This window comes from Priestia megaterium (assembly GCF_046599315.1).
Taxonomy (GTDB): Bacteria; Bacillota; Bacilli; order Bacillales; family Bacillaceae_H; genus Priestia; species Priestia megaterium_F.
This window is the reverse complement of the sequence record NZ_JBKIKC010000004.1, coordinates 35,203-57,347: the sequence shown is the minus strand read 5'-3', so window position 1 is coordinate 57,347 and position 22,145 is coordinate 35,203. Positions and strand designations below refer to the sequence as shown.

At 38.9% G+C, this 22,145-nt stretch carries 23 protein-coding genes; 9 read left to right on the top strand and 14 right to left on the bottom strand.

The annotated features are described in order from the left end of the window. Positions 1 to 45: 45 nt before the first annotated feature. The 9 genes from ACLHDF_RS14645 to argC all read right to left on the bottom strand — a co-directional run bounded on the left by ACLHDF_RS14645 (position 46) and on the right by argC (position 10,576). Entirely contained in the window at positions 46 to 225 is a 180-nt protein-coding gene (locus ACLHDF_RS14645; protein ID WP_013055394.1) for a YjzC family protein, read from the bottom strand. Between the two features lie 127 nt (positions 226 to 352). Then, positions 353 to 997, bottom strand: a complete 645-nt coding sequence (locus ACLHDF_RS14640) for an SDR family oxidoreductase (protein ID WP_413919800.1) — start codon at positions 995 to 997, stop codon at positions 353 to 355. 103 nt (positions 998 to 1,100) lie between these two features. Further along, the gene (argF, locus tag ACLHDF_RS14635; RefSeq protein WP_413919477.1) at positions 1,101 to 2,051 is read right to left on the bottom strand and encodes an ornithine carbamoyltransferase; all 951 of its coding nucleotides are present in this window, start codon (positions 2,049 to 2,051) and stop codon (positions 1,101 to 1,103) included. After that, positions 2,048 to 5,158 carry a carbamoyl phosphate synthase large subunit gene (locus ACLHDF_RS14630; protein WP_413919476.1) on the bottom strand — a complete coding sequence of 1,037 codons (3,111 nt, stop codon included), beginning with the start codon at positions 5,156 to 5,158 and terminating at the stop codon, positions 2,048 to 2,050. Before ACLHDF_RS14630 ends, argF begins: the two co-directional genes overlap by 4 nt. Next, positions 5,151 to 6,224: a carbamoyl phosphate synthase small subunit gene (locus tag ACLHDF_RS14625; protein WP_413919475.1), complete on the bottom strand. Its 1,074-nt coding sequence runs from the start codon at positions 6,222 to 6,224 to the stop codon at positions 5,151 to 5,153. The genes ACLHDF_RS14630 and ACLHDF_RS14625 overlap by 8 nt, the downstream gene beginning before the upstream one ends. A 70-nt stretch (positions 6,225 to 6,294) precedes the next feature. Then, positions 6,295 to 7,449 (bottom strand): acetylornithine transaminase, encoded by a 1,155-nt coding sequence (locus ACLHDF_RS14620; RefSeq protein WP_413919474.1) that lies wholly within the window; start codon positions 7,447 to 7,449, stop codon positions 6,295 to 6,297. Then, positions 7,415 to 8,239, bottom strand: coding sequence for an acetylglutamate kinase (argB, locus tag ACLHDF_RS14615; protein ID WP_413919473.1), 825 nt, complete (start codon positions 8,237 to 8,239; stop codon positions 7,415 to 7,417). The genes ACLHDF_RS14620 and argB overlap by 35 nt, the downstream gene beginning before the upstream one ends. A 12-nt stretch (positions 8,240 to 8,251) precedes the next feature. Continuing rightward, the gene (argJ, locus tag ACLHDF_RS14610; RefSeq protein ID WP_413919472.1) at positions 8,252 to 9,487 is read right to left on the bottom strand and encodes a bifunctional ornithine acetyltransferase/N-acetylglutamate synthase; all 1,236 of its coding nucleotides are present in this window, start codon (positions 9,485 to 9,487) and stop codon (positions 8,252 to 8,254) included. Between the two features lie 45 nt (positions 9,488 to 9,532). Next, the gene (gene argC, locus ACLHDF_RS14605; protein ID WP_413919471.1) at positions 9,533 to 10,576 is read right to left on the bottom strand and encodes an N-acetyl-gamma-glutamyl-phosphate reductase; all 1,044 of its coding nucleotides are present in this window, start codon (positions 10,574 to 10,576) and stop codon (positions 9,533 to 9,535) included. 348 nt (positions 10,577 to 10,924) lie between these two features. Between argC and ACLHDF_RS14600 the strand changes: the two genes are divergently transcribed. Further along, positions 10,925 to 11,623, top strand: coding sequence for a Crp/Fnr family transcriptional regulator (locus ACLHDF_RS14600; RefSeq protein WP_413919470.1), 699 nt, complete (start codon positions 10,925 to 10,927; stop codon positions 11,621 to 11,623). Positions 11,624 to 11,686: 63 nt separating this feature from the next. Here the strand turns inward: ACLHDF_RS14600 and ACLHDF_RS14595 are convergent, their stop codons facing one another. Further along, on the bottom strand, positions 11,687 to 11,830 hold the full coding sequence (locus ACLHDF_RS14595; RefSeq protein ID WP_413919469.1) for a hypothetical protein: 144 nt from the start codon (positions 11,828 to 11,830) through the stop codon (positions 11,687 to 11,689). A 105-nt stretch (positions 11,831 to 11,935) separates the two neighbouring features. Next, positions 11,936 to 12,244, bottom strand: a complete 309-nt coding sequence (locus tag ACLHDF_RS14590; RefSeq protein ID WP_013055384.1) for a metal-sulfur cluster assembly factor — start codon at positions 12,242 to 12,244, stop codon at positions 11,936 to 11,938. Positions 12,245 to 12,478: 234 nt separating this feature from the next. On the opposite strand from ACLHDF_RS14590, the gene ACLHDF_RS14585 reads away from it, so the two are divergent. The 3 genes from ACLHDF_RS14585 (at position 12,479) to ACLHDF_RS14575 (ending at position 14,339) form a co-directional block, all read left to right on the top strand. After that, positions 12,479 to 13,291, top strand: a complete 813-nt coding sequence (locus tag ACLHDF_RS14585) for a Cof-type HAD-IIB family hydrolase (RefSeq protein WP_413919468.1) — start codon at positions 12,479 to 12,481, stop codon at positions 13,289 to 13,291. A 121-nt stretch (positions 13,292 to 13,412) separates the two neighbouring features. Continuing rightward, a complete protein-coding gene (locus ACLHDF_RS14580; RefSeq protein WP_413919467.1) occupies positions 13,413 to 13,562 on the top strand; it encodes a hypothetical protein in 150 nt (49 codons plus the stop codon). Positions 13,563 to 13,565: 3 nt separating this feature from the next. Beyond that, on the top strand, positions 13,566 to 14,339 hold the full coding sequence (locus ACLHDF_RS14575) for a DUF3813 family protein (RefSeq protein WP_413919466.1): 774 nt from the start codon (positions 13,566 to 13,568) through the stop codon (positions 14,337 to 14,339). Between the two features lie 35 nt (positions 14,340 to 14,374). Here the strand turns inward: ACLHDF_RS14575 and ACLHDF_RS14570 are convergent, their stop codons facing one another. After that, positions 14,375 to 15,220 carry a YitT family protein gene (locus ACLHDF_RS14570; protein ID WP_413919465.1) on the bottom strand — a complete coding sequence of 282 codons (846 nt, stop codon included), beginning with the start codon at positions 15,218 to 15,220 and terminating at the stop codon, positions 14,375 to 14,377. Between the two features lie 249 nt (positions 15,221 to 15,469). Here ACLHDF_RS14570 and ACLHDF_RS14565 point away from each other — a divergent pair, with 249 nt between their 5' ends. Together ACLHDF_RS14565 and ACLHDF_RS14560 are read left to right on the top strand one after the other, a co-directional pair. After that, on the top strand, positions 15,470 to 16,330 hold the full coding sequence (locus tag ACLHDF_RS14565; protein ID WP_413919464.1) for a DegV family protein: 861 nt from the start codon (positions 15,470 to 15,472) through the stop codon (positions 16,328 to 16,330). A gap of 52 nt (positions 16,331 to 16,382) precedes the next feature. After that, entirely contained in the window at positions 16,383 to 16,514 is a 132-nt protein-coding gene (locus tag ACLHDF_RS14560; RefSeq protein ID WP_013055378.1) for a DUF3941 domain-containing protein, read from the top strand. Positions 16,515 to 16,548: 34 nt separating this feature from the next. Here the strand turns inward: ACLHDF_RS14560 and ACLHDF_RS14555 are convergent, their stop codons facing one another. After that, a complete protein-coding gene (locus ACLHDF_RS14555) occupies positions 16,549 to 17,412 on the bottom strand; it encodes a S1 RNA-binding domain-containing protein (protein WP_413919463.1) in 864 nt (287 codons plus the stop codon). 254 nt (positions 17,413 to 17,666) lie between these two features. On the opposite strand from ACLHDF_RS14555, the gene ACLHDF_RS14550 reads away from it, so the two are divergent. From ACLHDF_RS14550 to ACLHDF_RS14540, 3 genes are all read left to right on the top strand, one after another. Then, positions 17,667 to 18,158: a YajQ family cyclic di-GMP-binding protein gene (locus ACLHDF_RS14550; protein WP_013055376.1), complete on the top strand. Its 492-nt coding sequence runs from the start codon at positions 17,667 to 17,669 to the stop codon at positions 18,156 to 18,158. Between the two features lie 139 nt (positions 18,159 to 18,297). Then, positions 18,298 to 19,161, top strand: a complete 864-nt coding sequence (locus ACLHDF_RS14545) for an SDR family oxidoreductase (protein ID WP_413919462.1) — start codon at positions 18,298 to 18,300, stop codon at positions 19,159 to 19,161. A 104-nt stretch (positions 19,162 to 19,265) separates the two neighbouring features. Continuing rightward, positions 19,266 to 20,678: a sigma-54 interaction domain-containing protein gene (locus tag ACLHDF_RS14540; RefSeq protein WP_413919461.1), complete on the top strand. Its 1,413-nt coding sequence runs from the start codon at positions 19,266 to 19,268 to the stop codon at positions 20,676 to 20,678. Positions 20,679 to 20,711: 33 nt separating this feature from the next. Here the strand turns inward: ACLHDF_RS14540 and ACLHDF_RS14535 are convergent, their stop codons facing one another. Continuing rightward, positions 20,712 to 22,130: an amino acid permease gene (locus ACLHDF_RS14535; RefSeq protein ID WP_413919460.1), complete on the bottom strand. Its 1,419-nt coding sequence runs from the start codon at positions 22,128 to 22,130 to the stop codon at positions 20,712 to 20,714. Positions 22,131 to 22,145 lie beyond the last annotated feature (15 nt).

Sequence of the window (22,145 nt, the reverse complement as noted above, 5' to 3'; positions counted from 1 at the left end):
AAGTAAAGCCATTCAATTTAGAATGGCTTCTTTATTTTTTACTATTTATGGCTTGCGCATGTATGTCCAGTGGCGATCATCGTTTGCCGTCTCTGGAAAGCGCTCTCCTGCTTTTAACTTAACCTTTTGAGGATTATTTACGTTGCTTCCTGTTTCACCGATTTCAATATATACTCCGTTATTAGGAGCTTTTTGCCCCGGTGTGAAATGACGATTTTGTCCCATTGCCCTGCCTCCTCATTCCTGAAATGAAATGTTCTCCTATACTATTCCCTTAAGGTTTCTGTTTCATAATGGAGATGTTTTCATATTAGGAAGAGAAAAGAGCGGACCTTTAGATCCGCCCTTTGTATCAATGAGTAAATTTAATAGCTTGCTCGATTTCGGTTTCTCCAGCTAACATTTCAAACGTTTTTCCTATCGTAGCTTCTTCGTTTAGACATTCTACAAGCACGGTTGCTACATCCGCTCGAGGAATCGTCTGAGATTTATCTTGAATATCATTATTGATATCAATTTTTCCAGTAGCTTGACCATTAGATAAAGTTCCTGGTCGTACAATTGTATACTGTAGATTAGACTGCTTTAAGTATTCATCCGCTATCGCTTTAGCACGTAAGTAAAGCTGTAAGCCTTCTGGTCCCTGTTCAGGTGCGTCCGTTCCCATTGAACTTAGCATAACAAAGCGCTTCACACCTTGATTTTTTGCTTCATCAATGATATTCTTAGCACCGTTTTGATCTACAGCAATTGTCTTTTCGTCTCCCGTATGTCCTCCAGAACCTGCTGCAAATATGACAGCATCCATTCCTCTTAAGGCATCTGAAACATCTTGCTCCAGGTCGGCAAGCACAACGTTAGCACCTAGCTTCTTTAACGCGTCTGCTTGCTTTTCGTCACGAATCATCGCATAAGCTTCATGCTGCTTGCTGTTTGCGACTTTTTCTACTACTTGCTTCCCCGTTGTTCCATTTGCTCCAACAACTAATACTTTTATCATAAATCACCTTTCGTTCTGTTTAGTATACAATTGCTGTTCCCTCAATTAATTCCCTTTAAACAAAAAAACCTTTCTGAGAATGTCAGAAAGGTTTTTTCTCTTAAGCTAAAATGGCTTGCAGCAAAGCCTTTTGTACATGCATACGATTTCCAGCCTGCTGGAAGACAACAGAATTTGGTCCGTCAATAATGCTTGCTGTCACTTCTTCTTCACGATGCGCAGGCAAGCAGTGTAAAAATAAATAATCTGACTTAGCATAGGCAGCTAGTTCTTCATTTACTTGATAAGGAGCAAATATTTTCAAGCGCTGCTGTGCTTCTTCCTCCTGTCCCATACTTGTCCATACGTCTGCATAAATAGCATCGGCATTTTTTACAGCTTCTACAGGATCTTTCGTAATCGTAACCTTCGCACCCGTTTTAGCAGCTAGTTCATTAACATAATCTGTTACAAAGTCTTTTGGCTCATATCCATCAGGGCAGCCAATTGAAATATCTATACCCATTTTTGCACATCCAATCATTAGAGAATGTGCTACATTATTTCCGTCTCCAACATAAGCTACTTTTAGCCCTTCGAATGATTTCTTGTGCTCGTAAATCGTTAATAAATCCGCTAGAGCCTGACAAGGATGATAATCATCTGTCAAACCATTAATAACAGGAATGGATGCGTAGTCTGCAAGCTCTTCAATCTTGGTATGTTCAAACGTACGAATCATTATGGCATCGATAAATTCAGATAGTACGCGAGCTGTATCAGCAATAGTTTCTCCGCGTCCAATCTGTAAATCTTGGCTGCTTAAAAAGAGCGCGTTTCCTCCAAGCTGCATCATTCCCGCTTCAAATGAGACTCTTGTTCTTGTTGAAGATTTTTCAAAAATAAGTCCCAGCGTTTTTCCTTTTAACGATGTTACGATTTCGCCATTTTTATGCTTTTCTTTCAGCTCAATGGCGCTTTCCAAAAGTGACATAATATCGTCTGGTGATAAATCTTTAAGCGTAAGCAAATCTTTTCCTTTTAAATTGGTATTTACCGATACTGTACTCATGATACTGTCACTTCCTTTTTAGTTGTTTGAAACCATTCTTGTAGTGATGAAACGTGATATTCATCCACTTGGAACGATTGGAAAAATAGCGAAGCCGTTTCTGCCTCTGTTATTACCATTAAACCGTGTTTTAATGCTGACATGCGGCTTTCTTTATCTTCAGGCTGTAAACTTACGTATAATAAAGCTTCTTTCGTTTTCACCCATTCACTAACTTCTTTATCTTTAACAAGAGTTAAGCCCGCGCTTTGCACAAGTGTTTCAAGGCCCTGCACTTCTCCGTTGATATACACTTCCGTAGCACCTTTTTTACTTAACACATACTGATGGAACACTTTTTTTGCTGCTTCTTCAATGGTTGAAGAAATCGCAATTCCTTCACCGGTTGACTTCATTTCCGGTCCAACAAGTGGATCGACTCCTGATAATTTACTTGTCGAAAATACCGGAAACTTAATAGTTGTGTAAGCTGGATCCGGCAATAAACCTAGTTTTCCACTAATTTCCGACAATGATTTCCCAAGCAATATTTGAGTTGATAGCGAAACAAGCGGTGTATTGCACACTTTGCTTACTACAGGCACTGTACGGCTAGCCCGCGGATTAACTTCCAGCATATAGACTTCATCTTTGTAAATAACATATTGGATATTCATAATCCCTTTATATTGAAGTTTGTTTACGATTTTTTGAGCGTAGCTCACCATTTTTTCTTTATGTGCTGCTTCTACTGTTTTTGCTGGTAAAAGCGCATAACTATCTCCTGAGTGAACGCCGGCTTTTTCAATATGTTCAACGATTGTCGGAATCAACACATCTTTCCCATCTGCTACAACATCAATTTCTGCTTCTTTTCCAGGGAAGTAAGCATCAATAAGCATTGGGAAATGAGACGCTTTAATAGCCGGTAAACAAGCCTGCAGCTCCGTTTCGTTTTGAATTGTCAGCATTCCTTTTCCGCCAATCACGTAAGAAGGGCGAATCAGCAATGGGAATCCCATATCTTTTGCTTTTTGTACAAGCTCTTGCTCATCTTTCGCCATTTCACCTGGGATATGCGGAATATCACAGTCATCTAAGAGCTTATAAAACAGATCACGATCTTCAAGTGCATCAATAACATCGTTTGTAATACCTAATAAATTAACGCCGGCTTCTTCTAGACCTTTAACAAGCGAAATAGCCGTTTGACCTCCGTATTGAACAATTACATCCGTCACATTTTCAGCATCCAGGACATTAAGTACATCTTCTACTGTTACAGGTTCAAAATATAAGCGGTCTGCTACTTCAAAGTCTGTACTTACCGTTTCGGGATTGTTGTTAATTAAAATCGTTTCGTACCCTTCTTTTTCAAGAGCTAACACACCGTGTACAGAGCTGTAGTCGAATTCTACTCCTTGCCCGATACGAATTGGTCCAGAACCGATAATCGCAACTTTTCTATTCGTTGATGGTTCAATCTCACTCTCACCGTAATAACTGGAGTAGAAATAGGCCGTAGAAGATTCAAACTCCGCTGCACATGTATCCACCATTTTATAGCTTGGCGTAATATGTAGTGCTTTACGTTTCGCTCTTACGTCAAGCTCTCGCACATTCCATACGTTTGCTAGATAAGCATCTGTAAACCCATGCTCCTTCACATGTTTGAAGTGTTCAGCTGTAATGGAATCAAAACGTACTTCCTTCAAAGAGGCTTCCATTTTAATCAGCTGTGTAAAGTGCGTTAAATAGAAATAATCAATTTGCGTTATTTCGTGAATATACTCAGGCGTTGTGCCGCGGCGTAAAAGCTCAAGGATAACAAAAATACGCTCATCGCTTTGTTCGCCAAGCTTGCTTTTTAATTCATCCGTTGAAAGTTCTTGCAATTCTTCTACTTCTAATCCTTGTAAGTCAATTTCTAAAGAAGACAAAGCCTTTTGAAAGCTACGTGTAAAGTTACGGTCAATAGCCATTACTTCTCCAGTTGCTTTCATTTGCGTACCAAGCGTTCTCTCAGCGTAGAAAAACTTGTCAAACGGCCATCTTGGAAATTTTACTACTACATAGTCAAGAGCTGGTTCGAAGCTTGCATACGTGTCTCCTGTCACAGGATTTAATAACTCATGAAGCGTGTAGCCTACCGATAGTTTTGCAGCAATTTTAGCAATTGGATAGCCAGTTGCTTTTGATGCAAGAGCAGACGAACGGCTCACACGCGGATTTACTTCAATTAGATAATACTGCTTGCTTTTTGGATCAAGCGCAAACTGAATGTTGCAACCTCCAATAATGCCAAGCGATGAAATAATTTTAACTGAAGCGGAACGAAGCATTTGATATTCCACGTCTGTTAACGTTTGAGAAGGAGCAACGACTACCGAGTCTCCAGTATGAACGCCTACGGGATCAATGTTTTCCATATTACAAATTGTAATGCACGTATTGTTCACATCACGCATAACCTCGTACTCAACTTCTTTAAATCCAGCGATGCTTTTTTCAATTAAGCATTGAGTAATAGCACTTTCGCGCAAACCTGATGCTGAAAGTTTTTCAAGCTCTTCCATAGAATGAGCAATTCCTCCGCCCGTTCCGCCTAACGTATAAGCAGGACGTACAATAACAGGAAAACCAATTTTCTCGGCAAAAGCTAACGCTTCTTCTACTTTTGTCACAACTTCACTTTCCGGCACCGGTTCATTCAGTTCGTTCATCAATGCGCGGAATTCCTCACGGCTTTCACCTTTTTTAATTGATTCAATCGGCGTTCCTAGAAGTTTCACATCGTATTTTGGCAAAATATTTTGTTCATGAAGCTCAAGGGCTAAGTTTAAACCCGTCTGTCCGCCTAATGTAGCTAACAAACCATCCGGCTTTTCTTTTGCAATAATTTTCTCTACGCAGTCTACTGTTAACGGTTCAAAATATATTCGATCTGCTACGTGAGTGTCTGTCATAATTGTAGCTGGATTATTATTAATTAAGATAACTTCATAACCTTCTTCTTTTAATGACAAACATGCCTGTGTTCCTGAATAATCAAATTCTGCTGCTTGCCCAATTACGATTGGTCCTGATCCGATTACTAAAATCTTTTTTAACGTTTGGTCTTTAGGCATATACTTTTCCGCTCCCTACTTGCTGTACTTTCGTCATGAATTCATCAAAGATATACGTACTATCACTTGGTCCAGGATGTGCTTCTGGATGATATTGAACCGAAATAACAGGAAGGTCTTTATGCATTAAACCTTCAACCGATCCATCATTCACATTTTTGAATCGAACGCTTAATGGCGTAGACGCAATCGTCTGTTCATCTACTACATAACTATGGTTTTGAGACGTCATACACACTTTGTTAGTCGTTAAATCAATCACAGGCTGATTAGCCCCTCGGTGACCGAACGCCAGCTTTTTGGTTTGTGCTCCAAAAGCTAGCCCAATTAACTGATGGCCAAAGCAAATTCCCAAAGTTGGATAAGCTGAAATAATTTCTTTTAATTCATCCAGCTGACTGCTCACTTGAGTTGGATCTCCAGGTCCGTTTGATAAAACAATTCCATCCGGCTGCAGCTCTTTTACTTTTGAAGGGTTTGTAGAATACGGAACAACCGTTACTTTGCACTCTCGATTTAACAGCTCTTGTAAAATTGATTTTTTATATCCAAAGTCCATTAATACAACGTGTTTCTCACCGTTCCCGTAAGTAACAGGCTCTTTTGTTGATACTTCTTTTACCACATATCCATCGCATTCAGCAGTAAATGCCGGCGGCTCAGCAGATGTCGAAAAGGCGGATTGCATCGTACCTTCTTTTCGAATTCGTTTTACGACCGCTCTCGTATCCACATGTGTAATAAGCGGAATGTTCCATTTCTTTAAATATTGTTTAAAGCTGTACATCGCTTCGTAATGGAACCCTTCATCTGAACATTCGTATACGACAACGCCTGCTACGTGAGGCTTTTTACTTTCATAGTCTTTTTCATTGATGCCATAGTTCCCAATCAAAGGGTACGTAAAGACGATAATTTGATCTTTGTAAGATGGATCAGTCACAACTTCTTGATAACCAGTCATTCCAGTAAAGAAAACAATTTCTCCCTCTGCCTGGTGTGTTGCTGTATGTTCAATGTGTCCGGCAAACGAATCGCCGTTTGCTAAGTGTAAATATCCGTTCATTGTGCATCCCTCTTCGAATAATTATTTATAAAACAGAATTTTTATACAAATATATTCAAAAAAATTTGTATTATGATGTAATTTTTGTTTGGCTAAACGCTTCTTCAATGATATGAATCGCTTGGTCCAACTCTTCTTTTGTTACAGTTAAAGGCGGCAACAATCGTACTACACGCGGTCCTGCTCCCAATGCTAGCAATCCTTTTTCACGCATAGCTGCAAGCAATGCCGGCTGATGTTCTCCGCATTCAATCCCAATCATAAAACCTTTTCCGCGAACATCCGTTACAAATGAATAATCTGCTACGCTATTTTTCAAAGCGTTGGTAAAATAAAGACTTTTTTCAGTAACTTCCGCCAAAAATGCTTCATTAAAAATAATGTTTAAAGTTGCTTTGGCTGAAGCTAAGGCAATAGGGTTTCCTCCAAAGGTTGTTCCGTGAGTACCAGGACCAAACGCTTCTTTGAGATAGCCTTTTCCAATCATCGCACCAACTGGCATTCCGCTTCCTAAACCTTTAGCCGCTGTAATAATATCGGGTGATACGTTAAAATGCTGATAGGCAAATGGTTTTCCTGTTCTGCCGATTCCAGTTTGCACTTCATCAACTATAAACAGTGCTTCGTGCTTTTTACACAGCTCTTGAATGGTTAACAAAAATGCTTCGGTTCCTGGAACCACTCCGCCTTCTCCTTGAATGATTTCTACCATAATTGCTGCTACGCTATGGTCCATTTCCCCTTTTAATGCTTCTTCATCATTGTATGGGACGTAAACAAACTCATTAACAAGAGGACCGAAGCCATCATGAATTTTTGCCTGCCCTGTAGCTGTCATTGTAGCAAATGTACGTCCATGAAATGATTTTGTAAACGTAATAATTTTGTGTTTTTTTGTGTGTTTGCGTGCTAATTTAATCGCAGCTTCGTTGGCTTCTGCACCGCTGTTACAGAAAAATACTGCATCACCGTTTGAATGTTCCACAAGCTTACCTGCTACGTCTTCTTGAATAGATTGATGAAATAAATTTGACACGTGCCAGACTTTATTTAACTGCTCTTCGACCGCTTTTTGAACATCAGGATGACGATGACCTACATTACAAACAGCGATACCTGAAATAAAATCTAAATACTCATTTCCTTTGTTATCGATTAATTTTGTTCCTTGCGCCTCTTCCACATGAATATCAAACCGTTGATATGTTGGAAACAATGAACTCATCGCTATCTTCTCCACCTTTTCCATTATATTTAATTGCTGTACCAATCATCTTTCCTTCCTTATCTAAAAATCCTTCAATTCCGCTAATAATATGAACTTCTTCAAGTAAAGGAGATAAAGCACTTACCGCTGATGTCACTTTCGGAATCATTCCGCCGTAAATTATTTTTTCTTCAATAAGTGCATCAATCTCTGACTTTGTAAGTTCAGGAAGCAATGTTCCATCCTTTAGTACACCTTTTACATCCGTTACAAACATCAGCTTTTCAGCATTTACTGCTTGTGCAACTGCTCCAGCCGCCACGTCAGCATTAATATTATAGCTATTACCTTTTTCGTCTGCTCCAATGGAAGAAATAACTGGGATATACTGACTGTCAGTTAATTGTTTTAATAATCCATCATTTACACCTTTTACTTCTCCAACGTACCCTAGACGTTCAATATCAATAGACTCTGCTTTAAGCAATAATCCATCAATTCCTGATAATCCTACCGCTTTTAGATTCGCTTTTTGTAGATCTTTTACAAGCTGCTTATTAACCTTGCCTGCTAATACCATAGTCACAACTTCTAATGCTTCTTTGGACGTTTTTCGAAGTCCATCTACAAATTCTGTTTCAATGTGAAGTTTGGTAAGAGTATCTTGAATATCAGGACCACCTCCGTGCACGACGATGATCTGATATCCACTCGCTTTTAACTGCTGTATACTTTCAAAAAAAGCGCTTGTTAACTGATTGACAATGCTGCCTCCGCATTTTACAACAACGATTTTTTCATTGCTCATTTCACTCTCTCCTTACGTTCGATAACTGGCGTTGATTTTGACATAATCGTAAGTCAAATCGCAGCCCCACGCTTTGCCAATTCCACTTCCTTGCTGTAAGTCAACATAGACTTCAACCGTATCATTTTCTAAATAAGCTTTTGCTTCTTCTTCACTAAATGAAACAGGCTGGCTGTTTTCTAACATCTGGATATTACCTAACGAAACGTTCACTGTTTCTGGATTAAGCGCTACTCCGCTATAACCAACTGAACAAATAATTCGTCCCCAATTGGCATCGGCTCCATACATTGCCGTTTTCACTAAGTTCGAGCCCACGATTTGTTTAGCAATCACATTTGCTTCTTCGTTTGTGTGAGCGCCAGATACGTTAACTTCAATTAGTTTTGTTGCCCCTTCACCGTCACGTGCAATTTGCTTGGCTAAATCTTCACACGTCAAACGCAGTGCTTCATAAAACGAAGTCCATTCAGGATGATCTGGTGTAAGCGATTGGTGATCGGCCTTTCCATTTGCTAAAACAACAACCATATCATTGGTTGACGTATCACCATCCACTGTAATTTGATTAAAGCTTTTATTTGTAATAGAACGCAGCGCATCTTGTAACACTGACGCTTCAATCTTAGCATCCGTTGTTATAAAGCTAAGCATCGTAGCCATATTTGGGTGAATCATGCCTGATCCTTTCGCTGTGCCGCCAATTATAACCGTGTTGCCGTCAATTTTTGTTTCATAGCAGGCTGACTTCATCACTGTGTCTGTTGTTAAAATAGCCGTTTGAAATTCTTCTGCTTTTTCTTTGTTTGAAGAAGGGCTTAATAACTCAATACCTTTGACAATTTTTTTCATATCTAGAAGCTCTCCAATTACCCCTGTAGAAGCTACCGCTACATGATGAGGTAGAATATTAAGCTTTTCTGCACATGTATTTCGCATTTGGTATGCATCTTTTAACCCTTGTTCTCCAGTACATGCATTTGCACATGCGCTGTTTACAATAATCGCTTGCAGCTTCTGCTCCACTGCTACACTTTCTTTTGTAACGGCTAAAGGCGCTGCTTGAAAGGCATTAAGCGTGTAAACAGCTGCGCAATTAGCTGGCACATCACTTACAATAACCCCTAAATCTTTTTTCGCATAGCGTAAACCAGCGTGAACGCCATCTGCTGAAAAACCTAGCGGCGTTACAATTGTACCGTTCTCTATTTTCTTTATCTTTTCTTTAGTTTGTTTAACCGTAATCACTATATGTTCCCTCCTGCTTTTATCGTGATTAGTGATGCTGTGCTTTTATGGGAAGACCGGCAGTAACTCAATACCCGCTTGCTGTTCAAACCCCATCATGATATTGGCATTTTGAATGGCCTGACCGGCTGCTCCTTTAACTAAGTTATCAATGACAGAAACAACCGTGACACGCTTTGTTCGTTCGTCAAATGCAATACCAATATCGCAATAATTTGATGCACTTACTTCTTTAGTAGATGGAAATTCACCAGCTTTTCGAACGCGAACGAACGGGGAGTCTTGATATGTATCTACATATAGCTGATGAAGCTCTTGTACTGTGCTCTCTTCAGAAAGTTCAGCGTATATAGTACTCATAATTCCTCGCGTCATTGGCACTAAGTGTGTATTGAACGTAACATGACCAATTTCCTCATCCCACTTTTCTAAAATAGATTCGATTTCTGGGATATGCTGATGCTGATTTACTTTGTATATTTTCATATTTTCATTGATTTCAGCATAATGAGCCATTTGCGAAAGACCGCGTCCTGCTCCTGAAATCCCGGACTTTGCATCAACGATAATAGAGTTTGACTTCACCATTTTTTTACTAACGAGAGGAGCTAGCCCAAGCAGTGTAGCAGTTGGATAACATCCCGGGTTCGCAACAAACGTACTGCTTTCGACTTCTTCTGCAAACCATTCTGATAACCCATACACAGACTGTTGTAAAAACGCTTCGGCTGCGGCAGGCTTTTTGTACCATTTTTCATAAAGCGCTTCTGTTTTCAATCTAAAATCTCCAGATAGATCTACCACTTTTATTCCTTCTTCTATCAATTGAGGTACAAGTTTGCTAGAAACACCGGACGGAGTTGCTGTAAACACTAAATCCAATTCTTTAGCCATGTTCTTAGGTTTTATATCTTGCAGCGTATATACAGTATTAGAAAGATGGGGATAAACTTCTGCTAGTTCCATCCCATCCTGAGAAGATGAATAAACTGCATAAACATGAAAATGCGGGTGATTCGCTAATAAACGAATCAATTCTACTCCTCCATACCCTGTTGCTCCAACAATTCCTACCTTGTATTGTTTCATTTTAAAACTCCTTTTTCCACGTAACTATTTGAATTATTTATCATTATAATACCGTATAAAAATAAAATCAAATGAATATTTAAAAAATCCAACACTTTATTCTATATTTTTAAACATTTTTATTTATTCATAAGTTTTTATTTTTATAACTACTTTTCTATTTTTTTTTTATTGTTCACAGATAGTTTTGGAAAACACTGGTTGTTTTTGTGTATAATGAGAATATCGATAAAAATCACCCGTATGGCATTTTTTCATACGGCTAGTGGACGTACAGCATATACAGACTGTTCTAACTTAATAGATTAGAAGTAACAGTCGCAAAAATTTTATTTAAAAGGTGATAACATGATGAACATCACAACGGATTCTTTTTCAAATGAGCTCCAGCAATTTTTTATGAACTTTGATCATAAGATTTCGTTTAAAAAAGGTGACTTCCTCTTTCAAGAGGGTTCGACTTCAACTCATTTATTTTTTATTACTTCGGGGGCCGTTCAAGTAAGTAAAGTTACACCAGAAGGACGTGAGTTGACGCTTCAGCTGGCGAGTTCAGGAGACCTAGTGGGGGAAGTCATGCTGTTTTGCGGATCTACTCCCCATATGCTTCAAGCAAAAGCTATTGAGTCTTGTACAGCGATTAGTATTCAAAAACGGGTATTAGAAAACGAACTAGCACAATACCCTTCTCTTTCTATGGAGTATATGAAGTGGATGGGATTACAAATTAAGCGAATGCAGACAAAGTTTAGAGACTTAATTCTAAATGGAAAGAAAGGAGCTCTATACTCTACTCTGATTCGCATGTCCAATAGTTTTGGAGTAATGAAACCGAATGGGATTTTATTAAACGTAACTTTGACAAATCAAGAAATTGCCAACCTATGCGGGACATCTCGAGAAGTGGTCAATCGCATGCTCGCTGAATTGCGAAAGAACGACGTGATTTCAATGACGGATGGAAGGATTATCATTCATAAGCTTTCTTTCTTGAAGAAAGAAATAGACTGCGAGGACTGCCCTGTAGAATTGTGCAGAATTGAATAAGAAAAGAGATTGAGAGATAGCTACATCAATCCAATCTAAAGATGAACAAATGGGATAAATGAGTTAGTATGGATTACTTGTTACACCGCTGTTGGTTTCCGTGCAAGACTTCGCTTTTCGCGGGGGCCGGTGAGTCTTCTCGCCGCTTACGCTTTTCCCGCAGGAGTCTTCGCCTTGCCTCCAATCAACAGCTAGAAGCCACTGCATACATGAAACCTATGTTCACTATGACAATGAAAAGATCCGAACGATGAATCTCAATTCATCGTTCGGATCTTCCTTCAACTAAAATACGTTTGTCCCAGCCTCTTTTTATTGAACACCTAATGCAATTTTAGCGTAGCGCGTCATGCGATCTTTATCCCAGGGCGGATTAAATGTGATATTCACTTCTACATTTTCTACTTCTTCAAGCGAAATTAACTGCTTCTTCACTTGTTCTCCAATCACACCAGCTAGTGGGCATCCGATGGAAGTTAGCGTCATCGTAACGATGACCGTGTTGTTCTCTTCCATTTCTACCCCGTACACTAAACCTAAATTTACGATATCAACGCCAAGCTCTGGATCAATTACTTCTTCTAGTGATTCCATGATTTTATCTTCTAACTGTTTATCCACATTCATTCTCCTTTCTTTTGCTTCCGTAATTATCTTCACGTATTAAATATACCCTGAAACAATTTTTCATAAGCAATCAAGAACTATGACTTACACCGTAACAAGACAGTTTTTACATGTCAATCGTTCTGCTTTTCTCATAAGGAAAAGTTGTGTAAAATATGGGAATAGAAGCATGAATATTGGTAGAATTCAATATAATCGTATAACTACTTCAATTTAAAAGGAGCCTATATGAGAAACGATCAACACTTAATCGCATTAGATCTTGATGGAACATTATTAACGAACGAAAAAACCATTTCACCTAAAACAAAACGAGTATTAGAAAAAGCCAAGCAAGAAGGCCATATTGTGATGATTGCAACTGGAAGACCTTATCGTTCTAGTGCTATGTACTACAGCGAATTAGATTTATCCACGCCTATCGTAAACTTTAATGGAGCGCTTGTCCATCATCCCCTTCAGCCTAATTTTGGCACGCATCACGAACCTTTAAACCGAAGCACTGTTCACGACATTGTGACAGCTATGCAAGACTATCGCATCACTAACATCATGGCGGAAGTGCAAGATGATGTGTACCTTCATTTTGAAGATCGAAAATTAATGGATGTACTTAGCCTAGGAGATCCTAAATTACAAACGGGTGATTTGCGTCATACGTTGCAGCATGATCCAACCTCTATTTTAATTCATGCAGATGAAGAACATGTACAAGATATACGCTCTCATCTTTCAGATGTCCATGCAGAAGTATTAGAGCATAGACGCTGGGGAGCACCTTGGCATGTGGTTGAGATTGTAAAAAAAGGACTTAATAAAGCTGTAGGTCTTGAGCGCGTAGCTAATCATTATCAAATTCCTCGCGAACGAATTATTGCGTTTGGAGATGAAGACAATGATTTTGAAATGATTAAATTTGCAGGGCATGGAATTGCCATGGAAAATGGTATTAGCGAATTAAAACAGCTAGCGCGTGAAGTAACAAAATCAAATGAAAATGATGGTATTGCTTATTATTTGGAAAAAACGTTAAATTTATAACTTAGCTTTTTTTGAAAAGCAAGGTAAATTTTTATCGCTATCATTTTTTTTATTTAGCACACACTATAACCGACACTTCTTAAGGTGTCGGTTTTATTTATATTACGAGGAGGAATTTATGATGGGCAGAAGCAATCGATCAAAACGTTTTGTGAAACAAGGTGCAGATGCAGTTCAAAAACATGATGAACGAATTCCTTATCATATGACTATGGCGGAGGCAGAAGCATTTCAAGCTCAGCAGCGCCAAACTCCTCATGGAGGACAGTAATTTATGAAAAATTCACTTTTTGGTCAAGTAAAAGATGCTATTCGAAATGCAGTATCCGGTCATTCAGAAGATCATCTTCACCGTCAAAAGCACGGCAACGGTGAGCTTGATATTTCAGAAAGCGTATTAAATAGTATTGCTTCTAACGCGTCTCCACAGGAACAAGAGCAGTTGAAGCAATTTCAAAATTCATTACATCAAGCGTATCATACAGATGGAGAATCACATTCACAAGAGAAAAGCGCAGATATCACGTCAGATACGCTGTCTCATATCGTTCAGAATGCTTCTCCAGAAGAGAAGGCTCAGCTTGAACAGCTTCAAAACACTTTAGAAGGCGGTCGTTCTCACGCTCACAGTGAAGCTCACACGTCTAGTGAGTGCGTGGCAGCTGATATATTGTCCCATGCACAGCAAAATGCTTCACCTGAAGAACAAGCTCAGCTTCAGCAGCTTCAGAATGCATTGGGAGCAGCTGGTCAAAATCAGCAACCGTCCCAGTCTCATACATCGGCAGCTTCTGACGAAAATATTGCAGCTGACATGCTGTCCCATGCACAGCAAAATGCTTCACCTGAAGAACAAGCTCAGCTTCAACAGCTTCAGAATACATTGGGAGCAGCTGGTCAAAATCAGCAACCGTCCCAGACTTATACGTCGGCAGCTTCTGACGAAAATATTGCAGCTGACATGCTGTCTCATGCACAGCAAAACGCTTCACCTGAAGAACAAGCTCAGCTTCAAGAACTTTCTAATGAGTTAAAAGGTACACATTAATATAAGAGTCCAGGTAATTAATACCTGGACTCTTTTTAATCCTTGCGAAATAAACCAAAGATTCCTGTTGTCTGAACAATATTGGTAAATGCTTTAGGGTCTACCTCTTTAATCACTCGTTCCAAGTCAAATAATTCATATCTAGTCAAAACAATCATTAGCATTTCTTTATCTTCGTTTGTGAAGCTGCCTTTAGCCGGTACCGCCGTAATCCCTCGCACGAGTTTGGCGTGAATTGCCTTTCTTAGCTCCACTCCTTTTTTTGTTACGATCATTGCTGTTAGTTTGACATGACGCGTATGAATAACATCAATGACGCGAGTTGTTGTATAAAGCGTCACTAGCGTATAAAGGGATTTTTCAGCACCATATAAAAGACCTGCTAGCACGATAATAATTGCATTTAATATGAACATATAAGTGCCAATTGGTCGATCTTTTACTCGAGACAAAATCAGGGCAATAATATCGAGCCCACCAGTTGAAGCTCCAAATTTCAGTGTAATCCCTACTCCTACCGCTAAAATAACGCCGCCAAAAACTGCGTTAAGAATGATGTCTTTCGAAAGTGCTTGAACAGGAACAATTCCAAGAAATAAAGTTGTTGCAGCAACGCTGATAAAGCTGTACACAGTAAATGACTTTCCAACTTTTTTCCACCCTAAAATAGTTACAGGAATATTTAATAGCAACAGCAGTACGCCAGTGGAAATAGTAAAAGGAGTGTAGTCTGTCACGATACTCGAAACAAGCTGTGCTACTCCCGTAAAGCCGCTTGAATATACATTAGCAGGTATCAAAAACAAGTTGAGCGCAAGCGCATTCAATAATGCTCCTACCAAGACGACTATCGCTTTTTTTGTTTCAAGCCAAATATTCAAATCACCGACCTCCGCTTTTTTAAAACTTCATACTCTCTTATACCCATTTTAAAATGAATAAAGTCAGCATCTTTAAAATAGTTAGTACATATAGTATGTACGATTTGACAGAATTAAAAAAACTTATTCAAAAATTGTATTTTCCTCAAAGTGCTTATACACTAATACTATGTCGTATATAACTCTTTTCAATGTATATATATCAAACTCTTTTAATGTTTTATAAATGCAATTAGGAAGGTGACATTTATGTCAATTAAACTTTTAACCGATAGTGCAAGCGATTTGCCTTTACCCTTTTTTCAAGAAAATGACGTTGGCTTTTTACCGCTTCGCGTAAGCTTGGATACCCAAGAATATTTGGATCTACAAACGATTGAACCAGCTTCTGTCTACGAAGCCATCCGTAAAGGCAAAATGCCAAAAACATCTCAGGCGGCTCCAACTACTATGTATGAAGTCTTTGAGAACATAGCGAAATCAGGTAATTCGTGCATTTATTTAGCTTTTTCTTCTGAATTGTCCGGTACATATCAAACAGCAATGATGATTCGTGAAGAACTTTTAGAAAAATATCCCGATTTTCAATTAGAAATAATCGATACAAAATGTGCATCTCTTGGTCAGGGAGTAGTTACTTATTATGCAGTACAATTATTAGAACGAGACCTCTCACTAGTAGAGATGACAGAAAAAATAAAGCAATATGCTCTGCATATGGAACATATTTTTACGGTCGATGACTTAGATTTTCTTGCTCAAGGAGGACGTGTGAGCAAAGCTTCTGCTTTTGTAGGGGGCTTGCTTAATATTAAGCCACTACTTCATGTGGAAGATGGAAAATTAATTCCAATCGAAAAAATCCGCGGCCGCAAAAAAGTATTCAAACGCATGCTTGATGTGATGGAAGAGCGAGGAAAAAACCTCTCTTCTCAAACCATTGGAATTAGCCATGGAGATGATTTAGAAACAGCTCTTCAGCTGAAAGAAATGATTCAAGAACGTTTTGGAACTAAACATTTTATCATTAATATTATTGGTGCAGCCATAGGTTCTCACTCTGGCCCAGGAACGATTGCAGTCTTCTTTTTGAATGAAACCATCGAATAATTTAAAAAGATGAGGGCATTCTAAAGATACGATAAAAAAGGGGTGTATCTGAATGCCAAAAACAAGCGATAACGATAAAAAAGCAAAAGATAATAACGCAAAGCTTCACGAAAAGAATCTTCAAGCTAAGCATAACCGTGAGCTTGGAAAACATTCATTTTCTAAAAAAACTGATCACTTATAAAAAGAAGCCGCTGAATTTTCAGCGGCTTCTCCTTTTAGTTTTCTTCTTTTTTAAAATATGTCCATCCTTCTTCTTGATAAACTTTGCCTTCTTTCATCAGTTTACCAAGCGCACGTTTGAATGCAGCTTTACTCATATTAAAGCGTTCACGAATATCTTCTGGGTAGCTTTTATCCCAAAATGGCATAACGCCACCGCGACTTTCCATATAATCGTATAGTACTTGTGCATCTTCATCCATGCTTTCTTGTTTACGCGGAAGAAGCGATACGTTTAACGTTCCGTCTTCTTTTACATTAATTACGCGGCCGGTTACATACGTACCAAGCTTTGGTTCTTTACGTCTTTCGCTTTCATGAATAAATCCAACGTATCCTTCATCTGTCATAATAAATGAACCTACGCGCAGGACACGGTAGATATATCCGCTCACTTCACGATTAAAAAGTTCGGGCGGAGCATCTAATGCCATTGCTTTCATTACATCATCTGTAGCAATTTTCCCATACATCTTACCGCGCTTTGAAATTTTCATCGTGCAGTAAACTTTGCTTCCGACTTCAGGCCACAGATCTTCTAACGAAGGTAAGTCTGTTGAACCAATTAACATATCTTTATTCATGCCGATATTTACAAACACACCTAAACCTGGATTAACATCTACGACTTCAACCCACTCATAGACCCCTTCTTCAACAAGTGGCAAGTGCATCGTTGCCGTTAAGCGATCATGCTGATCAAGGTATAGAAAAACTTCTACTTCTTCTCCTTCAGCAAGTTCTCTTGTTGTTTCATTTTTATGTAGCAAAATTTCTTCTTCACCTTCTGCTAACATATAACCAATTGGCGTTTCCCGGTTTACTGTTAAATACGCTTTCATCCCAGCTTCTACATTCATCGTTCTATCCATCCTTTATATAAATTAGTAGTGACTATTCCTTCACCACATACCTTCTCACTTTGCATCGAACAGCATGTTAAATTTTAAATTAACTTAAATGCATGCATTGTTTAAAAAGCTGCTTCTATAGCTTACAACAAAAAGCATAACTTGTATTGTATCAATTACCGGCTCTCTATTCAATATCAGTTGTATACGGTTTGTGTTTTATTTATAATAAAAGAACAAACTCTTTACATATGGAGGTTATTATGGCTAAAGATAGTTCATTTGACATTGTGTCACAAGTCGATTTATCAGAGGTAACAAACGGCATTACCATGGCAACAAAAGAAATTAAAACCCGCTATGATTTTAAAGGCAGTAAAAGCGAAATCTCGCTTGAAAACGAAGAGCTTGTTCTTATTTCTGATGATGAATTTAAGCTTGAACAGTTAAAAGACGTACTGATCTCTAAGCTTATTAAACGCGGCGTACCTACACGCAATATCTCATACGGAAAAATTGAGAATGCTTCTGGAGGAACGGTTAGACAACGCGCCAAGTTAATTCAAGGTATCGACAAAGATAACGCTAAAAAGCTAAATACAATTATTAAAAATACTGGTTTAAAAGTAAAAAGCCAAATTCAAGATGATCAGCTTCGCGTAAGCGGTAAAAATCGTGATGACCTGCAGCAAATTATTTCAGCTATTCGCAGTGCTGACTTACCTATTGACGTACAATTTATTAATTACCGCTAAAAAATGAATGCCTCGGCATTCATTTTTTCTTTCAACGCCTTTTTTTATTCATTCAAGCCTCCCCTTATGCATAGATACACATTCTTAACAAATACTAGTATACGCTTACATACTCAAATTAATTAAGGAGTGTATACTAATGAATCAAAATCAAAAACAAAACTTCCCTCCTCAACATCAGCAAACTCAGCCAGGTATTGAGAAAGATATGCATCCAATCCCTACCTCTATCGCTCCAGACTATAAGGCAAGCGGAAAATTACAAAACAAAGTAGCCATTATCACAGGCGGAGACAGCGGAATTGGACGTTCTGTCGCTTATCATTATGCTAAAGAAGGCGCAAATATTGTCGTAACCTATCTTAATGAACACGATGATGCAAATGAAACAAAGAAACAAGTTGAACGAATGGGGGCTTCCTGTTTGTTACTTGCTGGTGACATAGGAGATGAGCATTTTTGTCAAGAAGTCATCTCAAAGGCCATTCAAACCTTCGGGAAAATAGACATCTTAGTCAATAACGCAGCTGAACAGCATCCTCAAAAAAGCATTACGGATATCACGACTGAACAGCTTACCCGTACGTTTCAAACGAATATTTTTTCAATCTTTCATTTAACCAAAGCTGCATTGCCTCATTTAAAACAAGGAAGCGCTATTATTAATACATCATCTGTGACAGCCTATCATGGGCATGACCAGCTGATTGATTATTCTTCAACCAAAGGCGCTATCGTCGCGTTTACGCGTTCTTTATCAGCTTCGCTTGCAACAAAAGGCATTCGCGTAAACGGCGTAGCTCCAGGACCCATTTGGACACCTCTTATTCCATCTACGTTCGACGAACAGCAAGTTGCAACATTTGGGTCTAATACACCTATGAAACGAGCAGGACAGCCTTCTGAGCTCGGACCAGCCTATGTATATTTGGCAAGTTCTGATTCTTCTTATATGTCTGGTCAAGTTCTGCACATTAATGGGGGGTCTATTGTAAACGGATAACATTTCTCTTCGGTCATTCATTTATTTTTATGTAGAAACACTATCAGAACTCAGCTATTTTTGTTTAAATAGAGATATGAACACCGCTAAAGGAGAGTATTTGAATGACCAATACATTAAGCACTCTTAAACATATATATGAAACCATTTTAAATAAAGTCGACGCTGGTATCCATGCGGTCGATGAAACAGGAAGAACCATTATTTATAATGAAAAGATGACAAAGATGGAGCTGATGGATGAACAAGACGTTTTACATAAAAACTTGCTAGATGTGTTTATGTTTAAAGAAAATCAGCAAAGCACGCTTGTACAAGCGCTGCAAAAAGGAAAAGAAACGGTTAACGTTAAGCAAACGTATTTCAACAATCAAGGACAAGAAATCACGACGATTAATAATACATTCCCAATTCTAAAAGACGGGGTCATTCAAGGAGCGGTTGAAATTGCTCAGGACGTGACAAAGCTAGAGCGTCTAATCCGACAAAACATTAGGCAAAAAGGAAACACACGGTTTACGTTTGATAGCATTATCGGAAGCAGTCAAGCCGTTCACGATGTTATTGAAGACGCTAAGCGCGCAACTAGAACTCCTTCTTACGTCTTAATTATTGGAGAAACAGGTACAGGGAAAGAACTGTTTGCTCAAAGCATACATAATGGCAGCAGCCGCTCTTCTGCTCCTTTTATTTCACAAAACTGTGCTGCGCTACCGGATAATTTAATTGAAAGCCTTTTGTTCGGTACGAAACGCGGAGCTTTTACAGGTGCAATGGATAATCCAGGCCTTTTTGAACAAGCTCAAGGAGGCACATTACTGCTAGATGAAATCAACTCGTTAAATCCAAACCTGCAGGCTAAGCTTCTTCGAGTGCTGCAAGAAAAAACCGTACGCAGAATTGGCGATACAGTGGATAAACCGGTGAACGTTCGAGTCATCGCGAACATGAATGAAGACCCAATCGATGCGATTGCAGAAAATCGATTACGCAAAGACTTGTATTACCGACTTGGCGTCGTGACGCTTTTTATTCCTCCTCTTCGGGAACGAAAAGAAGATATTATTGAATTAACAAAGTTTTTTATCAAAAAATACAATGATTTGTTTCAGATGAATGTCAAAACCGTAGATCACCAAGTCATGTCTTCATTTCTCTCTTATGACTGGCCAGGGAACGTACGGGAACTAGAACACATTATTGAAGGCGCGATGAACTTGGTGATGGATGAAGATGTTATTCAATATTCTCATCTTCCTTTCCAATACAGAACAAAGTTTCAGCTAAAACAGCATGAACATTTTGAAAATAAAGCAAGCAGTGAAGCACCTTCTTATCCAAGTACTTTTCATTCTTCTCTTCCTTTAAAGGAACAGCTGTTAGCGTTCGAGGCAGAATGTATTAAACAAACGCTTGAACAACATAACCACAACATCTCAAAAAGCGCTAAGATATTAGGGCTGACCCGGCAAAGCTTGCAGTATCGTATGAAACGATTAAACATCCGCTCTAAATAAAAAAGACGTGCATACTAGTATGCACGTCTTTTTTTACTTTGCTTTATAAACCGGTGAATTCGATTGTTTTTGAGTAATATTTCTCTTGATCCCTATGTGATAATACACGTAGAGTACAATAATTAAAGGGACCCCGCAGTAAAGACCAATTCGTTGATCCGGGATAAAAATTAAGCTGATTAATACAAGTCCGTACAAACCAAAACCTATAATAGGCACAAACGGATAAAGAGGCGTTTTAAATTTCAGCTCCTTTATGTCTCCTCCTTCCGCTAAAAAACGACGGCGGAACATAAATTGAGATGCACAAATCGACATCCAAACAATAATGGTAACCATTCCTGAAATCGAAATAAACCAAAGATATACGGTCTCAGCAGCCACGACACTTGTAATCAATGAGCACCCTGAAATAATCATTGTCACAATTAACGCGTTAATTGGAACACCTTTTGAAGATAATTCCTTCAAAGGTTTTGGTCCCATGTCACTGTTTGAAAGTGACCAAAGCATACGAGAAGCAGCGTAAACCCCGGAGTTCGCCACTGATAAAACAGCTGTTAAAATTACAAAGTTCATAATATCCGCTGCATACGGAATGCCAATTTGATCTAACACAGCAACAAATGGACTTTCAATGACTCCTGCTGTTTTGTATGGGAGAATAGAGACTAACACAAACATAGCTAACACAAAGAAAAACAGCGTTCTCCAAATGACGTTTCGGATGGATCGCGGCAAAGTTTTCTCAGGACGTTCACTTTCTCCTGCTGCAATACCGACAAGCTCCGTTCCTTGAAACGAAAAGTTAACTGTTACTAAAGTCAATAGAACTGCCAGTATTCCATTTGGAAAAAGACCTGCGCCTTGGGTGAAATGCGAAAGAAACGGTGCTGGTTCTCCTCCTTTAAAGTCGATAAAACCAAAAACAGCAGCTCCTCCAATTAAAATAAATAGAATAATAGCCGTAACTTTGATGCTCGAAAACCAAAACTCAGTCTCAGCATAGCTCCGAGCAGAAAGAGCATTAATTAAAAACGTAATGACGCCAAAAATTAAACACCATGACCATACAGGTACGTCCGGAAACCACCTTTGCATTAAAATTCCTGCTGACGTAAATTCAAGCCCTGTCGTATTTGCCCAGCTGAACCAGTACAGCCATCCAATCATAAAACCTGTGGAGGGTCCTAAAAACTTTGTAGCGTATTCTTGAAAGGAACCTGAAACCGGCATCGCTACCGCTAGCTCTCCTAAACAAAGCATAACTAAGTACATGAGGAAGCCACCTATTATATAAGCAAGAATGGCTCCTCCTGGTCCTGCCTGGCTAATAGTAAAACCCGAACCTAAGAATAGTCCTGTCCCAATAACGCCTCCTAACGCAATCATAAATAAATGTCTGCTTTTCATTGTTCTCTGTAATTGATTTTGTTCTGTATGTCTATTCATCGGTACCTCCATTCT

What these genes read in the sequence shown, in the direction of transcription:
- ACLHDF_RS14585 (WP_413919468.1), top strand. Translation starts at nt 12,479, where the DNA reads ATGAGAAACGATCAACACTTAATCGCATTAGATCTTGATGGAACATTA.
- ACLHDF_RS14645 (WP_013055394.1), bottom strand. Translation starts at nt 225, where the DNA reads ATGGGACAAAATCGTCATTTCACACCGGGGCAAAAAGCTCCTAATAAC.
- argF (WP_413919477.1), bottom strand. Translation starts at nt 2,051, where the DNA reads ATGAGTACAGTATCGGTAAATACCAATTTAAAAGGAAAAGATTTGCTT.
- ACLHDF_RS14565 (WP_413919464.1), top strand. Translation starts at nt 15,470, where the DNA reads ATGTCAATTAAACTTTTAACCGATAGTGCAAGCGATTTGCCTTTACCC.
- ACLHDF_RS14620 (WP_413919474.1), bottom strand. Translation starts at nt 7,449, where the DNA reads ATGAGTTCATTGTTTCCAACATATCAACGGTTTGATATTCATGTGGAA.
- ACLHDF_RS14560 (WP_013055378.1), top strand. Translation starts at nt 16,383, where the DNA reads ATGCCAAAAACAAGCGATAACGATAAAAAAGCAAAAGATAATAACGCA.
- ACLHDF_RS14595 (WP_413919469.1), bottom strand. Translation starts at nt 11,830, where the DNA reads ATGCAGTGGCTTCTAGCTGTTGATTGGAGGCAAGGCGAAGACTCCTGC.
- ACLHDF_RS14550 (WP_013055376.1), top strand. Translation starts at nt 17,667, where the DNA reads ATGGCTAAAGATAGTTCATTTGACATTGTGTCACAAGTCGATTTATCA.
- ACLHDF_RS14555 (WP_413919463.1), bottom strand. Translation starts at nt 17,412, where the DNA reads ATGAATGTAGAAGCTGGGATGAAAGCGTATTTAACAGTAAACCGGGAA.
- ACLHDF_RS14545 (WP_413919462.1), top strand. Translation starts at nt 18,298, where the DNA reads ATGAATCAAAATCAAAAACAAAACTTCCCTCCTCAACATCAGCAAACT.
- ACLHDF_RS14580 (WP_413919467.1), top strand. Translation starts at nt 13,413, where the DNA reads ATGGGCAGAAGCAATCGATCAAAACGTTTTGTGAAACAAGGTGCAGAT.
- ACLHDF_RS14625 (WP_413919475.1), bottom strand. Translation starts at nt 6,224, where the DNA reads ATGAACGGATATTTACACTTAGCAAACGGCGATTCGTTTGCCGGACAC.
- argB (WP_413919473.1), bottom strand. Translation starts at nt 8,239, where the DNA reads ATGAGCAATGAAAAAATCGTTGTTGTAAAATGCGGAGGCAGCATTGTC.
- ACLHDF_RS14535 (WP_413919460.1), bottom strand. Translation starts at nt 22,130, where the DNA reads ATGAATAGACATACAGAACAAAATCAATTACAGAGAACAATGAAAAGC.
- ACLHDF_RS14600 (WP_413919470.1), top strand. Translation starts at nt 10,925, where the DNA reads ATGATGAACATCACAACGGATTCTTTTTCAAATGAGCTCCAGCAATTT.
- argC (WP_413919471.1), bottom strand. Translation starts at nt 10,576, where the DNA reads ATGAAACAATACAAGGTAGGAATTGTTGGAGCAACAGGGTATGGAGGA.
- ACLHDF_RS14630 (WP_413919476.1), bottom strand. Translation starts at nt 5,158, where the DNA reads ATGCCTAAAGACCAAACGTTAAAAAAGATTTTAGTAATCGGATCAGGA.
- ACLHDF_RS14575 (WP_413919466.1), top strand. Translation starts at nt 13,566, where the DNA reads ATGAAAAATTCACTTTTTGGTCAAGTAAAAGATGCTATTCGAAATGCA.
- ACLHDF_RS14540 (WP_413919461.1), top strand. Translation starts at nt 19,266, where the DNA reads ATGACCAATACATTAAGCACTCTTAAACATATATATGAAACCATTTTA.